Below are 17,579 nucleotides of genomic sequence, written 5' to 3' on the forward strand. Positions count from 1 at the left end.
CCATCAAAAAAATATGATTCTATGAAAATATTTATATATTCAATATTCTTTGTTTCTCTTTCCCTGCTTGCGGGATGTAGTGATTTCATGGATACTGCCATCGAGACAAAATATCAGGAAGAAGATGTATTTGTCAATTATTCACGTATGAGCGAAGCGGGATATGGAGTGTATGCTACACTTTTTCACTTCGGTTTTAACAGAGTGAACTCTGCCATGCTTGCTTCTGCATCCGATGAAGCCGATCACGCCGATGTCAACTCCTCGGTTCAGCATTTCAATACTGGCACATGGACCTCTTCTTTAAATCCTGATGATGCCTGGAGTACGTTTTACACGGCTATTCGTCGTGCCAATCTCTTTTTGGAAGGATCAGCCGATTATAAGAAGATTCTTTTTCGGGATACAACGATTGCTGCCAATGCCGAAAACTACAGATACCAGGTCAGGGATATAGAATGGCTGAGAGCCGAATCCCGCTTCCTGAGGGCCTTATACCATTTTGAACTTGCAAAGCGTTATGGTGATATACCCATTATGAAGCAGGTGATCAATGACGAGGAGACGCTGCGGGGGATAACAAGGGATGATTTTGACGATTGCATCGATTTCATCGTGGTGGAATGCAATGAGATAATCCCACTCCTGAGAGAAACCTGGGTCGATTTTGATGGAAATAAATGGCGGGGACGTGCTACAAAAGCCGCCGCACAGGCATTGAAAGCGGAGGCCTTGCTATACGCGGCCAGTCCCCTTCATAATCCTTCGAACGACCTGCAGCGATGGAGCAGGGCTGCCCAGGCTGCCCATGACATCATCGCTTCGGGAAAATTCTCCCTCCATAATAATTACCGCGGGCTTTTTAATCTGGGCAATGGTTCCGATGGCAACCCTGAAGTGCTGTTTGCCGTGCAACGGTGGAACGAGAATAGTTTCGAGAGATATAATTTCCCGATAGGGTATGATCAGGGGGGGCAGGGTGCCACATCGCCTTCACAGAATCTTGTCGATGCCTATGAGATGCGAAGTACGGGCAAGTCCATCAGTCAGCCGGGTTCGGGCTATGATCCGCAAAAACCATACGAAGGTCGGGATCCCAGGCTTACCATGTCGATAATTGTCAATAATTCTATATTTAAAGGACGCCCTGTGGAAAGCTGGATTGGCGGAATAGATGGAACCGACAAGCTGAGAGCCTCCACTACCGGATATTACCTCAAAAAGTACATCAATGAAAATCTGAACCTGGCACAAAATCAAAGCAGTGTGCACTCGTGGATCATCTTCAGATATGCTGAAGTACTGCTCAATTTTGCGGAGGCGATGAACGAGGCTTATGGGCCGGAGGAAAAACGGGGTATGTCGATGAACGCCAAGTCGGCCGTAGACGCTGTCAGGCAACGGGCAGGAGTCAATATGCCCATCTTGCCTCCGGGGTTGACTCAGATCGAAATGCGGGAACGCATCCGCAATGAACGACGTGTAGAGCTCGCCTTTGAGGAGCACCGCTTCTTTGATGTGCGTCGTTGGAAAATTGCGGAACAGACAGAGAATCTCCCACTGATGGGTATGCAGATAACAAAGAGAGAAGACGATACGTTCGATTATCTGGTGGTGAAGAAAGAAGACCGTGTCTTCAAAGCACACATGTATTTTTATCCTATTCCCGAGGCGGAGACCCTGAAAGGTTCCATCACACAAAACCCGGGATGGTGAACCCATTTAATAAATCCTTAAAATTAATCTGAAATGGTTATGCAAAGAATATTATTCATACTTGTAACTGCTTTTGCTCTCAGTTGGAGTGCTTGTACCGATAAGATTGTTTTCCTTGCGGATGAGGCTCCGGAAATCCCTGTACTTGAAAGTTATTCAGCTAAATACTTGTGGATTGGGCCGGATTATAAACTCGCGCTTGACGCGGTTATAACCGATAAAAGCGCTTTAAAGTCGTTGCAGCTATCTGTAAGCGAATGGAATATTGATGAATCGCTCAGTCTCTCGGGAAAAGAATATCTTCTTCGGGATACATTTTTAGTAACCAAAGATGCCAACCGAACGAAGCATGAAGTAGAACTTGTTGTCAGTAATGAGGCCCAGGGAATCTTGCGCGTGAAAATTCCAGTGACCGACCTGTCGGCCACGAACCAAATCGAAGGTTATTCCCCTGATCTTCTGCCCCCAGTTATCACTGTCAACGCTCCCAAAGTCAACCGTTTTTACGGTCTCATCGATGCACCTGTCCCATTAACTGTGGATGCCCTGATCACAGAAGATGTGGAAATGACCGATATTTATTTCAAGGTGTGGGGTGAAAATATCAAAGGTGACTATTTCGAGGTGGAGGATACCTGGAGTCCCTCTATCGAGGAGGAGAAGCAGGCCTATCATTATGCAAAAGAACTGGAGATTCCAGGTGGTACGGCAGGGGAATATCAGTATATGATTCGGGCAACAGATAAGGCCGGTAACCAGGCGGTTACAGGTGGAAATCTGACAGTGGGCATGATGGACAGATTGTATCTTTCCGATGCCAAGAATGAACAGGAAGTGATTGGCCAGGGTTTTGACGCCTACGCTTCAGCTGACGCATGGGGCCTTGGTACGCTCCTGCCCATGCAAAAGATAGGGAATAACCTTTTCCGGTTGAACTACTATTATCGCAACGAGAGTGACGAAAATATCCGCTTTATTGCGTTCATGGGCACCGACAGGCCATTTAATAAATCACCGAGAGGGATCAGATATACACTGGATGGCGATAATGTATTGGCGCTTTCCTCCGGTTCGTCTGATGAACTGACAACCAATCTTCAGGCTTCCGGATTTAAGTTGCCAGTGTTACAAAAAGGATATTACACCATCACAGTGGATATGTCGGCCAGAACGGTTAAGGCTGTTCCCATGGTTGTTGTCAATCCCGATTTCACCAATACCTCCCTCTTCCCCGGATTCTCGGCGGCTAATCCCTACCCGTATCTGGCAATTATTTCCGGTGGTAATGTTGTTGGTACATCCGGATGGAGTGAGATAGAAAACAATACCAGTCTTCATAAAGAGGCGGAACATGATTTTATTTACAGCGGTGATTTTCGCACTACTGGTGGGGTGAATATCAATTTTACCGTTCCCAAGGCATCGCTTCTACCTAACTCGGGATGGTTCCGTTTACCTGCCGGAAGAGCCAATATGAAAGATACATATGGCGATTTAATTTCGGCCATCAAACCGGTAGGGGCATCCAATCAAGGTGCCAATTATGGTATTACGCTTACCGGAAATACCGACTGGCATGCTTCCTATGATCTGATCACGTATAGACTTCGGATAGTAAAGAAACAATAAATTGTAGAATACTACTCCAAACCGGTAATAACTGTAAACAGGGGGCAGGCCCCTACCGTTTGTCCCCTGTTTTATTAGTGGAAATAACCATGAGGCCCGGGAGGTATTGGAAAAATATCTTTCAGATTCCGACCCGGATTTAGTTTTGATGGTTTTGCACAATTTACATTATATGCAGAGAAATAATGATTTTGTCGAACAACTGGAACAAGTATGCGAAAGGATGGGGACAGAAGGCAGAAATATGGGATTACCTTGGCAGAATCTACAGGTATTATTATACAGGCTTATTGATCAGCCTCTTGAAATGAAATCTTTTAGGTAGAGTGCAGTAAAATAGAAAATCAATCACTTAAATCATGTAAAAATGAGATCTATCGGTAATATTATCATAGGGTTTGCAGTTCCTTTTCTGGCTTGTGGATCAAAGGTGGATATCCCTTCGCCGGCTGTTCCCTCCGAGGTACGCATAATGAAAATTGATCCGGAAAAGGAGTTACAGACTATTGACGGCTTTGGTGCTTCTGATGCCTGGCGTTGCCAGATGGTAGGTAAATACTGGCCGGAAGAAAAGAAAAACAGGATTGCCGATTTGTTGTTCAGCAAAGAAACCGATGGGGAAGGAAACCCAAAAGGGATCGGATTGTCTATCTGGCGATTTTATCTTGGTGCGGGAAGCATGGAACAAGGAGCGGACAGCGATATATCTGATGAGTGGCGCAGAGGTGAATGTTTCCAGTCTCCCGACGGAACATACAATTGGGACAAACAGGAAGGGCAGCGCTGGTTCTTGCAGGCCGCCCGCCAGCGGGGAGTTGAAAAATACCTGGCTTTTACCATCAGTCCGCCTGTACATATGACCATTAATGGTAAGGCATTCTCACCCCAAAAGCAGAGAATGAACATCAAAGACGGGATGATGCCCTCTTATGCCGATTTTCTGGTCGACTGCATTGAAAACCTGCAGGAGAAAGAAGGGATAACATTCAACTACCTGAGTCCGGTAAATGAACCTCAGTGGGATTGGATGGCAGGAAGTAACGGCAAGGCGAACCAGGAAGGTACACCTGCCACCAACCGGGAATTGTTTGAGCTTACTACCCTTTTGTCAGAAAGGTTAAAAAAACGGGGCCTGGTCACCACCGTCGCACTGGGCGAAGCAGGTGCAATAAATTATCTTTATGGCATTGTAAACAATGAAATGCGCGACAATCAGATTGAGGAATTCTGGAGCCCTGCCTCAAATCTCTCCATTGCATCATTGCCCAATGTGGAAAAGGTGATCACGGGACATAGTTATTTCTCAGTATGGCCTGTTTCCAGTCAGGTGGACCATCGTCAGAAGCTGGATACCCAGGTTAAGAAGTACCCGGGACTTAAATATTGGCAGACAGAGTATTGTATTCTGGAGCAACCTGGAGAGAACGAAATACCGGGAGGTACCGGGAATCAGCGTGATTTGGGGATGAAGACAGCCTTGTTTGTGGCTCGAATCATTCATAATGACCTGGTGGTTGCCAATGCCTCTTCCTGGCAATGGTGGACAGCCCTTACCCGTGCCAATTACAAGGATGGGCTGATCTATCTTGATGATGGGGCGAGTAACGGAGGCCTCTCTCCCGGATATTGCAAACAGGACGGGTTTGTCCGTGATTCCAAACTGTTGTGGGCTCTTGGAAATTTTTCTTTCTTCATTCGTCCGGGTATGAGAAGGATTCATGTTGATGGACAAAGCAACCTGCAGGCATCCACTGATGTGATGATCAGCGCCTATAAAGAGCCCCTTACAAGGAAACTGGTGGTGGTAGCCATCAATGCAAGCAATACGGAACGCAAATACAAGCTTGAGCTGAGGGGAAAATTAAAAAATGGCAAACTCACTCCCTATGTGACTTCAGAAAATGCGAATCTTCAAAAAGGAGAGAATGTCAATTCGGATGAGATCATCCTTGCACCGAAGAGCGTGGTCACACTTACAGGAGAAATAGAATAGGTTGTTGATGAAGTTAAGAATAAGATTGATGCAAATACACGTGAGAGCGATGATCCGGTCACTTTTTCTGATAGTATTCATAACCGGAAGTTGTTTCATGATGGCACACTCCCCACGAAACGGGAAGTCTGCCCGGGACTTTGTCTCCTTGGCAGGTATCTGGAATTTCAAGCTTGACCCGATGAATGTGAGTATCCCTGTGAAAGGGAGCAGTTTCGTAAGTAGACTTCCCAAGACAATTCTGTTGCCCGGTTCCACTGATCAGGCCGGTAAAGGATACAAGACACAGGATATGACTTCCATCCGGCTGACCCGTCTTTTTGAATATAGCGGGGCTGCATGGTATGAAAAAGAGAACATCTTTATACCCGAAGGATGGGAAGACAAACGGATCTTTCTCTTTCTTGAACGGGCACACTGGGAAACGCAAGTCTGGATAAACGGCCTCAAGGCGGGGCAGGGAGAGAGTCTCTCCGTTCCGCATATGTATGATATTACTCCTTATGTGAAGAGCGGAGAAAAAAACAGTGTACGTATTCGCGTAGACAATAGCCTGATTTATGACATTGCCTACACCCATGCCATCAGTGCCGAAACCCAAACCAACTGGAACGGAATTATCGGCAGGATAGAAATTCAGGCATTCGATAAAGTACATATAGCCGACCTGCAGGTTTATCCCAAACGAAAAGAAAATAAACTGTTGATCAGAGCCGGGATATCGAATAGTACCGGCCAACGGGTGAAAGGGGAGGTACATATCACCTGTCGCTCCGTGAAGACTCCCGGAAATCAGTCAATGCCGGAGGTTGTAATTCCTTTTGAAGGAAGCGACTCGCTCATTACACTTACCCATCGCTATGATCCGGTAGATACACTCCACACATGGGATGAGTTTGACCCATTCCTTTATGAGCTGACCTATACCGTGATCATCCCAGATAAAAATTATTTTGATGAAAAAAGTGTACGTTTTGGGGTACGTGATATTGCCACGCAAGGAACACAGTTTATCGTCAATGATCATCCCGTTTTTATACGTGGATCAGTTAACTGCTGTGAGTTTCCGCTGACAGGATATCCGCCTATGGATTATCCCGAATGGAAAAAAGTGCTTACGGTATACAAGGAGTATGGGTTTAATGCAGTTCGGTTCCATTCCTGGTGCCCTCCGGAGGCTGCCTTCACGGCTGCCGATGAGTTGGGTTTGTATCTCCAGATAGAGAACTCCGACTGGCGTTTTACCGTGGGAGAGAATGAAGCAACCAACCGGTTTTATCATGACGAAGTCCGTAGGATTTTCGAAACATACGGGAACCACCCTTCATTTGCTTTTTTCTGTGAAGGGAACGAACTTGTCGGCAAAGGGTGTGTGCCTTTCCTCCAGGAAATGCTGAAAAAGTGGAAGTCCGATCCGAGACATCTTTACGTGGCAGCCTCTGGATACCCCACGGTGGAAGGGAGCGACTTCTATGTATTCTACGGAGCGCGCCCCCAACGCTGGCAGGAGGAGTTGAAGGGAAGATTCAATGCAGAACCGTTGAATACCATCTATGACTACACCGATTATGTGCGAAAGTTTACCGTCCCGATGATTACCCATGAAATTGGACAATGGTGCGCGTATCCCGACTTTGATCAGACAAGCAAATATGTTGGGGTGTTAAAACCCTATAATTATGAGCTTTTCCGCGAGGATCTCAGAAATAAGAACATGCTCGGTCAGGCACATGATTTCCATATTGCTTCAGGAAAATTCCAGGTCATACAGAAAAAGGAGGAGTTTGAATCCTATTTTCGTACACCGGGATTTGGAGGATATCATCTGTTACAGTTGAACGACTTTCCCGGGCAGGGAACCTCGCCCGTGGGTGTGGTGGATGTATTTTATGCCCCGAAACCTTACGTGACAGCTGAGGAATTCAGGAATATGCAACGTCCATGTCTGCCGCTGCTCAGGGTGGAAAAATTTACCTGGCGCCAGGACGAAACCTTTACCGCCAAAGCACAGATAGTTAATTTTTTGAAAAACGCATTCAATAATGCGATGGTAAGATGGACGCTCCAGTTTCCCGATGGAAGGATATTTGATGAGGGTAGTTTCAAGCACATCCAAATTCCAGTTGGTACTGTTACAGATATTGGAGAGATAACCGCCTCACTCGAGACTATCGCAGATGCGACCGATTTGATCCTGAAAATCTCAATGGATGGTACCGATATATCCAATGAGTGGAAGATATGGGTCTATCCCAGGACACTTCCTGAAATGATTCCGAAAGATGTGATGATAACCCGAAAATGGGATAGGAAGGCAAAAGCCCATCTTGAGAAAGGGGGTAATCTGCTTTTACTGGCCGACACGGCAAAAATTGATTCAGACGTACAACCTGGATTTTCCGGCATTTCATGGAATGTTGTATGGTCAGGAACCCCACCCAACCTGTTGGGTATATTGTGTGATCCACTCCATCCTCTGTTCCGCCATTTCCCCACAGAGTTTCACTCCAACTGGCAGTGGTTCGATCTGGTAAGAAATTCGAAACCGGTTATACTGGATCATTCTCCCTACGCGTTTAAGCCATTGGTGCAAATTATACCGGACTGGAACAACAATAGAAAAATAGGCCTTATATTTGAGGCAAAAGTGGGAAAAGGAAAACTGCTGGCAACTGCCATTGCATTTGACGATATACTGGATAGAAGTCCGGTGGCGCGTCAGATGTATTACAGTGTGCTCAGCTACGTGAATTCTCCGGATTTCCGGCCCAATGAGACGCTGACATTTGAAATGATCGATAAACTGTTTTTACAACCATGAGTTATGAAACATTTGCTGGTAAATATTTGCTTTGTCGCTGCAATGATTTCCTGTACTCAACCGGAAGGCAGGATGGATTTATCGGGAGAGTGGAGGGTGAGGGTTGACTCAGTTTATCATAGGATAATTCTTCCGGGCTCACTTGCTGAAAACGGAGTTGGTTGTCCATCAGTAGATTCTGTAACAAATAGGCTGAGTGAGACATATGGTTACCAGGGTGCTGCATGGTATGAAAGAGAAGTGATGATCCCTTCATCCTGGGTCAACCGCCCTGTGGAACTCCATATGGAACGGACGAAAGTATCGGAACTGTTTGTCAACGGACAACCTGTGGGGCACCGGAATAGTGTTTCCACCCCTCATCTGTACAGAATTGACTCCTTATTTAAGAAGGGCCGTAATCATATTGCGATCAGGGTGGATAACACCAAAAGTCTGCTTCCGCTGGGAGGATCGCATGCCTATTCAGAGCATACCCAAACCAATTGGAATGGGATATTGGGCGATATTTATCTCAGGTTGTTGCCCGATATATCGATCAGGCATATCAGAATAGACTCGTCGGTTGATGGAAATTGTATGGTCCGGGTGTCTCTTGATAATCATGCCAGAATCTGTTTGGATAATCAGCATCTTGGGATTACAGTGAAAGATGATGAAGGCAGGATCATTGCACAACAGGAGGTGTGGGTGAATGTAATTCCCGGCTGTTCGGTATACCCGATAGAAACAAATATACCCAACCCTCGTCTGTGGGATGAATATTCTCCTGCTCTATATACTTTTCACATTGATATTCGGGGCTATGACTCGAAATTGGTTCGTCATGGAATCCGCAGTTTCACAACAGAGGGAAGACAATTTGTGAATAATGGCAGGACTGTTTTCCTTCGGGGCAAAAACGAATCGGGTGTTTTTCCTCTTACCGGCTATGCAAGCATGAATACAGATGATTGGAGAAGATATTTCTCAATCATCCGGTCGTATGGTTTGAATCATGTGCGTTTCCATTCGTGGACACCACCAGAGGCTGCTTTCATTGCTGCAGATGAAGCCGGTATTTTCCTGCAAACGGAACTCCCCCTATGGGGTACTTACCGTGAAACAGATACTGTCCTTATTTCCTATATGAAGGAGGAAGGGAAAAGGATTATCGAAGAATATGGCAATCATCCTTCCTTTGTGATGCTCAGCCTGGGGAATGAACTGGAAGGGGACACGGCGGTCATGGCAGATATCGTCAAAGAGTTTAAAGAGGATGATCAACGACATCTTTATGCATTGGGCACAAACAACCATTATTGGGATCCCCAGACGCATCCTTCGGAAGATTTCCTCGTGGCGATGCGCTATGGTAAGATGGCTCCGGATAACAGTACCGACTTACGGGGGGCGTTCTCCTTTGCGGATTCCGACAAGGGAGGAATGATTAACCGGCAAAAAGCGAATACCTTGCGTGATTTCTCTGCCGCAAGTGCTAATGCCGGTAAGCCGATTGTCGGGCATGAAACCGGACAATACCAGGTTTATCCCAACTTTAAGGAGATTGATAAATATAAAGGCGTGCTCCGCCCTCTGAATTTCATGATATTCAAAAAGCGACTGGAACAGACCGGTATGGGTAAACAGGCGAATGCTTTCCTAAAAGCTTCGGGCGCTTTGGCAGCCCTGTGCTACCGAGAAGAGATCGAGATGGCATTGCGCACATCCGAATTTGGCGGGTTTCAGTTACTCGACTTGCAGGATTATCCCGGACAGGGAACTGCGCTTGTCGGTATCCTCGATGTTTTCATGGAGTCCAAGGGGATCATTTCACCGGAAAAGTGGAGGGAATTCTGTAACGATATAGTGCCACTTGCACGATTCCCGAAATATTGCTGGAATAACGACGAGTTGTTTACAGCAGAGATACAGATTGCCCATTACGGGAAGACGGATGTAACGGGAGAGACCGTTTCCTGCATATTGTCAGCCGAATCGGGTGAAACGGTTTACCGTAAGGAGGTTTTCTGCCCGGTAATCTCACAGGGGAAATTGAATTCCCTGATAACTCTGGATATTCCGTTAAGCGAAATCCGGGAACCGGCAAAGATGAGGTTTGAAGTCAATATGAGAGAAACAGGTTATCGTAATTCGTGGAATATCTGGGTATACCCGCCCTACAATAGTGTGAAAATAGCCGAAGAAAAAGTAGATGGGGTAACGGTTACCCGCGATAAGAAACTTTTTGAAAAGTTATATGCATCAGGAAGCCCGGTTCTCTATATCCCAATGGAAAGGGATGTTCGTGAAAAATCCGTGGAAGGACTGTTTATCACTGATTTTTGGAATTATCAGGTATTTAAAAGTGTAACCGAAAGGCTGGGTGTAGAATCTTCTCCCGGTACATTGGGACTGTTGATTGAAGAGCCCACACATCCTGTATTCAGTTCTTTTCCCACTAGTCATCATTCAGACTGGCAGTGGTGGAATATTGTGAAAAATTCACGACCCATAATTCTTGACGATATGCCGTTTGATTATTTTCCCATCGTGCAGGTAATTGACAATTTCGACCGGAACCATAAACTGGGAATCATCTATCAACTTCCCGAAAGCAAGGCTCTGGTCTGCTCCTCCGATCTGTTTGCCTGCAGTAGTGAACCGGAGGTGAAAGCTTTCTTTCATAGTTTGGTGGAGTATTTAAAAGAGAAAAAACAATGAATCAACCGGATTCCGGTAACTTGTAAATGATGTAAACATGAAACCCGTTCTTTTCTTGCATATATTTATTTTATTTTCCCTGAATGCGTTGACACAAACAGGGAAGCAACAGGATTATCTCGGAGATATACGACAAGAGATGCAAAAAAAATGGCCCCACAACAAAACCATAAATCTGGTATTTCACGGACACAGCGTTCCATCGGGTTATTTCAATACACCCTATGTAAGGACAATGCTGGCATATCCGCAACAGGTACTGGAAGCGGTAAAGGAGATCTATCCCTATGCGGTGGTCAATTCAATAACCACAGCTATTGGAGGAGAGAATGCTGAACAGGGAGCAAAACGGTTCGAACAGGATGTACTTTGCCATAACCCGGATGTCTTATTTATTGATTATGCATTGAATGACAGAGGAATTGGTCTGAAAAGATCCCGCCAGGCATGGGGAGAAATGATAAAAGAGGCGCAAAGACAAGGCATTAAAGTAATCCTGATGACTCCCACTCCGGATTTAACGGAAAATATGCTGGATGACAATTCTCCGTTGGAGCAATACAGTAAACAGATTCGTGATCTCTCGGTAAAATACGGGACGGGATTGGTAGATAGTTATGCCGCCTTCAAACAAAAGAAGAAAGACGGTAGAGAACTGAACGCATTTATGAGCCAAAGCAACCATCCCAATGAAAAAGGGCATGAAGTGGTGAAGGAACTTATCCTTGATTATTTCTTTGACAAGAATCAATGGAAGGAATATAACAGGAACTCAACCCTGAAAACAATCAGGAAAGTAGCTGACTGGCAATTGATGCACTTCGAGAGCCAGGTACAAAAAGGATCACGATGGCCCAATTCTCATGCATACTGGGCATGGACAAACGCAACGTTGTATATAGGCATGGCAGAATGTGCCGGACTGACCGGCGAGCAGAGGTACTGGGACTTTCTACTCACCGTGGCAAAGAAAAACGGGTGGAAGACCGGCCCCAATCCCTACTTTGCCGATGATCTGTGCATTGTACAGCCATATGCCATGTTGTATAATCAGTTCCGGGAACCTTACATGATCGGCGAATCGATAGGAATCTTGGACTCTATTATCAGCAAGCCCCGAAAGGTAAGTCTGCGTTATGATGCCGAAGGATCGCACTCCCGCTGGTGTTGGGCCGATGCTTTGTTTATGGCTCCCACTTCATTTGCCCGGATAGGAAAGATCACCGGAGAAAAGGTCTATTATGATTTCATGGACCAGGAATTCAGGGTTACTTACGATACTCTTTATTCCAGGACCGACAGCCTCTTTTACAGGGATACCCGATACAAACAGATGAAGGAAGAGAATGGGGAAAAAGTTTTCTGGGGACGTGGTAACGGATGGGTGGCGGGTGGTCTGGCAATCATTATTGATCATCTTCCTGAAAATTATCCATCCCGCAATTTCTATACAACCTTGTTTAAAGAGATGATGGGAAAAATTGCCCGGTTACAGGATGAGAGCGGATTCTGGCATCCGTCACTGTTGGATCCGGAAGCCTATTCCATGCCCGAATCAAGTGCATCGGCATTCTTTACTTACACTCTTTTCTGGGGAATCAACCGGGGTTATCTGAACAGGGAAAAATATCTGCCAATAGCGCTTAAAGCGTGGAATGCCATACATTCTGTTGTACACGTGGATGGTAAAATAGGGTTTGTTCAGGCGATTGGAGCCGACCCGAAAAAGGTGGATTTTAATGATACGGAAGTGTATGGCACCGGTGCTTTTTTGTTGGCTGCGGTGGAATATATGAACTATTTAAAAAGTGAATAATGACAAATAAAGCAATTGAAATGACGATCAGGAAGCTGATGCTGCTTTTGTGGTTCATCCCGATTTCCATCATCTCCCAGGAGCATTACTACTTCTTCACGGAAGAAGACATGGAGAATATTCGTACTTCCGTACAAACCGAATGGGGGCGTCCTATCATGGAAAAGTTGGAGATCACGGTGAATGAACGCAGGAAACATTCTTTGCGTGTTCCCTTGCTGGAGGGAGGACACGCGCACGATTACTTCTGTCCTGTTCATAACCAGCAGTTTCGATTCGACTGGGAAAGTCCCCATGCTCACTATTGCGCCCTGTGCGACAAATATTGGGAAAATAATAACCGGTTCGATTGGGCATGGATCAATCATGTTCACCTGCAAAACAGGATTTACCTTACTGCCTGTATGTATCTTTATGTTGCAACGGATGAAAAAAAATATGCAGAATACATCCGGGATATGATGCTGGATTATGCATCCAAATACCTTACCTATCTGAACCATGATACGGCGCGAAAAACGGGTCCATGGGGCGGTAAAATGTTTGGACAGAGTCTGGACGAAGCGGTATGGGCAAGCGACGTTTGTCCGGCTTACATGATTGCCCGCCCGGTAATGACTGCCGACGAAATCCAGAAAATTGAATCCGGATATCTGACTCCTTGCACCAACCTGCTTCTTGCCCGCCGGGGAAGTGCCAATTGGCAGGTGTGGCATAACAGCGGACTAATCGCATTGGGCGTGGCCCTGCAAAACGACAGCATCATCAATGTGGCCGTCAATGATCCCGAATGTGGTTATTACGCACAGATGGACAAATATGTGCATGATGACGGCTGGTGGAGCGAGGGCTCACCTGTGTATCATTTTTATCCGTTACGGGCAATGTTGTTGTCGGCCGATGCTGTACGATGCCGCAATCTGAGCCTGTATGATGAGAAGTTGCATAAAATGCTTGCCGCACCTGCGTTGGCAGTCTATGCCGATCTCTTTTTCCCTTCCCATAACGACGGGTGGTATGGTGAATCCCTCGTGGCACAGGCAAGTTTGTACGAAGTGGCTTATCGTAGATATAATGATCCCCTTTTTCTGGAATTGCTTAACAGGTGTTACCGGCATACTGAAAGAAATTCAGTGGAGGCTCTGTTAAATGCAACCGGAATAAAACCTGCTCTGGAAAACTCTTCCCTGCCTTCCGTCAATTTTGGGAATAGCGGTTTTTCAGTTCTGCGTTCCGGCAATAAGACGGTGGTGCTGAAATATGGTCCGCACGGCGGTGGGCATGGCCATCCCGATAAATTATCAATATCCATACATGACGGTGATAAGGAGATTGTGTCCGATATGGGTACCACAGCTTATGGTGTGCCGGCTTACACCCGTTGGTACAGGAAGACTTTGTCGCATAGTACCCTTACTGTTGACGGGAAGGACCAACAGGAAACAACAGGGAAACTGATCTCCTTCCAGGCAGACAGGAAGGGGGGACAGGTTCGTGCCGGAGTAGTCGACGCATATCCGGGAGTGGAAATGGAGCGACATCTTACCCTTGATAAGGATGTATTGAAAGATTTATTTACCGCTGCCTCATCAGAGGAACATCTGTACGACTATGTGCTGATACTGACGGAGAAACCTATTTTTACAAAAGATGGGGAAAGTGTCATGCTGGATGATGCTCCGGCATATCGCTACATCACAAAGGCAACAAAACGGACCATGACAGGGTCCGTCACCTGTAAGGTGGGTAAAAACAGGCTGAATATCAGATTGTCCGGTGCAGAGCAGTTTGAAGTCATTACGGGGGAAGCACCGGGAATACCTCCGGGCAACGAGAGGGTGAACGAGAAATATTCCCCTCATCTCTGCTATCCCTTGATTATCCGTCTGAGAGATAAGAAAATGAAAATAGAAACCGAATGGAGATTTGGATCATGAGAGTAAGACAATACATTTCTTTTCTGGTTATGGTTTTCCTGTTTTCCACCGCATGCAAACAGGATAGAGTGGAAATCAGTCTGGCAGGTGAATGGGAAGTGATGCTGGATAGTCTGGATAAGGGCATTGAGGAGGAGTGGTTTAATCAGCCATTTGCAGATAAAATTGCTCTCCCCGGCACGTTGTGCGATGCCGGTTATGGCATACCCTGCAAACTGGAACCGGCTATGGATAAGGAGATCTTTCTCAACCTGAAGCGCAGGTTTGATTACGTGGGGCCGGCCTGGTACCGGAAAGAGGTAATCATTCCCCGGAGCTGGGAGCACAAGAAGATACTGCTCACTCTGGAGCGTATCATCTGGCATTCGCAGGTGTGGGTTAACGGCAGAAAGGTGACAGGGTACAACGAGAGCCTGAGTACACCTCATTATTTTGAGCTGGGGGAATACCTGCTGCCGGGCCAGAAAAACAGCATCGTTGTCCGCATCGATAACAGAAAGCAACATGATATTTCTGTCAGGAACCTTGCTCATGCATATACCAATGACACACAGACCATGTGGAACGGGATACTTGGACGAATATCCTTAACGGCAAGAGACAAGGTAGTGATCGATGAACTCTGTATTACACCGGATGTGGACAACCACAAAGCGCGCGTGGCAATAAGCCTGTCTTCTCCGGTTTCAGGTACAATTTCGTTGACAGCTACTGATCCTGAGGGGAAATCATTACCGGTTGTGGAGATACCGATAGAAGGTTCCGAAGCGGTTAGTGACTATCAGCTGGAAGATCCGATGCCATGGGATGAGTTTCATCCCAATTTGTATCGGATAACCGCCACGCTGCAGTCGGGTGAATCAATGGATACCAGAAGCGAGACTTTTGGCATGAGGAAACTGACCAACGGGGGGGCTCTTCTGCAGATAAATGACAGAAGACTTTTCCTTAGAGGTACACTGGAATGTGCCATTTTTCCTTTGAGAGGATACCCTCCCACAGACAAGGCCGGATGGAAGAAGGTTTTGAACACTGCCCGTGATTACGGCTTGAACCATATTCGATTCCATTCCTGGTGCCCCCCGAAAGCCGCTTTCGATGTGGCCGACGAGATGGGATTCTACCTGCAGGTGGAGTTGCCGCTATGGACGCTGAATGTAGGTGAGGACCAGCCGACAGTTGATTTCCTTTACGATGAGGCGGAGCGCATCATGAAAGAGTATGGCAACCATCCTTCTTTCTGCTTCTTCAGCCTGGGGAACGAGTTACAGGGCGATTTCGAAGTGTTGGACAGCCTGCTCACCAGTATCAGGGAGCGGGATAACCGTCGCCTTTACATGACTACTTCGTTCACATTTGAACAGGGACACGGCAGTTGGCCGGAACCGAATGATGATTTCTGGGTTACCCAATGGACAAAGCATGGTTGGGTGAGGGGACAGGGTGTCTTCGACGATCAGCCTGCCAGCTTTGACAAGGACTATACCTCTTCCATCCGGGATCTGCCAGTACCGCTTATTACACATGAAATAGGTCAATACAGTGTTTTCCCCAACCTGAAGGAAATAAAGAAGTATACCGGCAACCTGATGCCGTTGAACTTCCGGGCTGTTGTGCAGGATCTTGAAAAGAAGGGAAGACTGTATCTCGCGGATGACTACCTGATGGCAAGCGGCAAGCTGGCCGTGATTCTTTACAAGGAAGAAATAGAACGGGCATTGAAAACACCCGGATTCAGCGGTTTCCAGTTGCTGGACCTTCACGATTTCCCCGGCCAGGGAACAGCCCTGGTAGGAATTCTCGATGCTTTTTGGGAAAGCAAAGGATTGATTACTCCCGAAGAATTTCGCCGGTTCTGTTCACCTGTAGTCCCGCTGGCCAGGTTTGAGAAAGCTACTTACATGAATAATGAAACGCTCGATGTGCAGTTTGAGGTGGCCAATTTTAGCGAGAAAAAATTGATGCAGATGCAACCTTTATGGTCATTGAGCCGAACAGATGGAATCGTTCTGGCAGAAGGCGAATTGAGCAGACAGGATATCTCCGTCGGAAACGGGTGGGTATTGGGCCATGTCTCTGTCCCGCTGAGCAAGGTGACAGATGCAGCCCGGTTGGTGCTGACAATTGAATTTAAAGATACGGAATACCGGAATGCATGGGATATATGGGTATATCCGGAAGCTATTCCGCCCCTTGAAGATAATGTGGTGTACACACGGAATTTTGCGGATGCCCGGAAGGCGCTTGAGCAAGGAAAAAAAGTCTTGCTTAATCCGGTGAAGGAGGAGATAAACGGACTGGAAGGGAAATTTGTGCAGGTATTCTGGAGCCCGGTGCACTTTCCCAATCAACCGGGAACAATGGGAATATTGTGTGACCCGTCACATCCGGCTTTGTTGCATTTTCCGACGGAAATGCACAGTAACTGGCAATGGTGGGATATTTGTAAAAATGCCAGGACGATCGAACTGGACAGCGTAAAGGAAAACTTGCAACCCATCGTGAGAATGGTGGATAACTTCTATAAAAACAGAAACCTTGGACTGATTTTTGAAGTCAGGGTGGGAGAGGGCAAGCTTTTGTTCTGTAGCACAGACCTGGGTAACAATATGGAGAACCGGCCTGTGGCAAGACAGATGTATTACAGCTTGCTGGCATACATGCAATCAGACCGGTTCAATCCTTCCGAAGAGGTCTCATTTAAACAAGTGCAGGAAGCACTATACGATGCTATCCGCAAAGAAGAGACCGAAAAATCGATATACGATTCGGAATAACGGACGTAGGGTTTATCGCAAATCGATAGGTCATGGTTGACAAAACATTTAAAAGTTTCTTTTTTCGCTGTATTCATCTCAATATGATGAATAGGTGGAGGTTCAATAGTTCTCTGTATGAAACGAGCATGGGAACCGTTCTCACCCGGAAACATGATTATTTGCGGTTCCATACACCATAACGTAA

General features: G+C 46.4%; 8 protein-coding genes. All 8 read left to right on the plus strand.

Features of this window, described 5'->3' with window-relative positions:
- The first annotated feature begins 21 nt into the window (after positions 1–21).
- Entirely contained in the window at positions 22–1,716 is a 1,695-nt protein-coding gene (locus AC1HCU_RS01455) for a RagB/SusD family nutrient uptake outer membrane protein (protein ID WP_480368173.1), read from the plus strand.
- A 39-nt stretch (positions 1,717–1,755) separates the two neighbouring features.
- On the plus strand, positions 1,756–3,345 hold the full coding sequence (locus AC1HCU_RS01460) for a hypothetical protein (protein WP_480368176.1): 1,590 nt from the start codon (positions 1,756–1,758) through the stop codon (positions 3,343–3,345).
- A gap of 367 nt (positions 3,346–3,712) precedes the next feature.
- Positions 3,713–5,338 (plus strand): glycoside hydrolase, encoded by a 1,626-nt coding sequence (locus AC1HCU_RS01465; RefSeq protein WP_480368179.1) that lies wholly within the window; start codon positions 3,713–3,715, stop codon positions 5,336–5,338.
- Positions 5,339–5,345: 7 nt separating this feature from the next.
- Positions 5,346–8,159, plus strand: a complete 2,814-nt coding sequence (locus AC1HCU_RS01470; RefSeq protein ID WP_480368182.1) for a sugar-binding domain-containing protein — start codon at positions 5,346–5,348, stop codon at positions 8,157–8,159.
- Positions 8,160–8,162: 3 nt separating this feature from the next.
- Positions 8,163–10,862, plus strand: a complete 2,700-nt coding sequence (locus tag AC1HCU_RS01475) for a glycoside hydrolase family 2 TIM barrel-domain containing protein (RefSeq protein ID WP_480368185.1) — start codon at positions 8,163–8,165, stop codon at positions 10,860–10,862.
- Between the two features lie 37 nt (positions 10,863–10,899).
- Positions 10,900–12,678, plus strand: a complete 1,779-nt coding sequence (locus AC1HCU_RS01480) for a glycoside hydrolase family 88 protein (protein WP_480368187.1) — start codon at positions 10,900–10,902, stop codon at positions 12,676–12,678.
- Positions 12,678–14,615: a heparinase II/III domain-containing protein gene (locus AC1HCU_RS01485; protein ID WP_480368189.1), complete on the plus strand. Its 1,938-nt coding sequence runs from the start codon at positions 12,678–12,680 to the stop codon at positions 14,613–14,615. The genes AC1HCU_RS01480 and AC1HCU_RS01485 overlap by 1 nt, the downstream gene beginning before the upstream one ends.
- Complete coding sequence (locus tag AC1HCU_RS01490) at positions 14,597–17,392, plus strand: glycoside hydrolase family 2 protein (RefSeq protein WP_480368191.1); 2,796 nt, start codon at positions 14,597–14,599, stop codon at positions 17,390–17,392. Before AC1HCU_RS01485 ends, AC1HCU_RS01490 begins: the two co-directional genes overlap by 19 nt.
- Positions 17,393–17,579 lie beyond the last annotated feature (187 nt).

The sequence above is a fragment of the Proteiniphilum sp. LBM24028 genome (genome assembly GCF_056629195.1).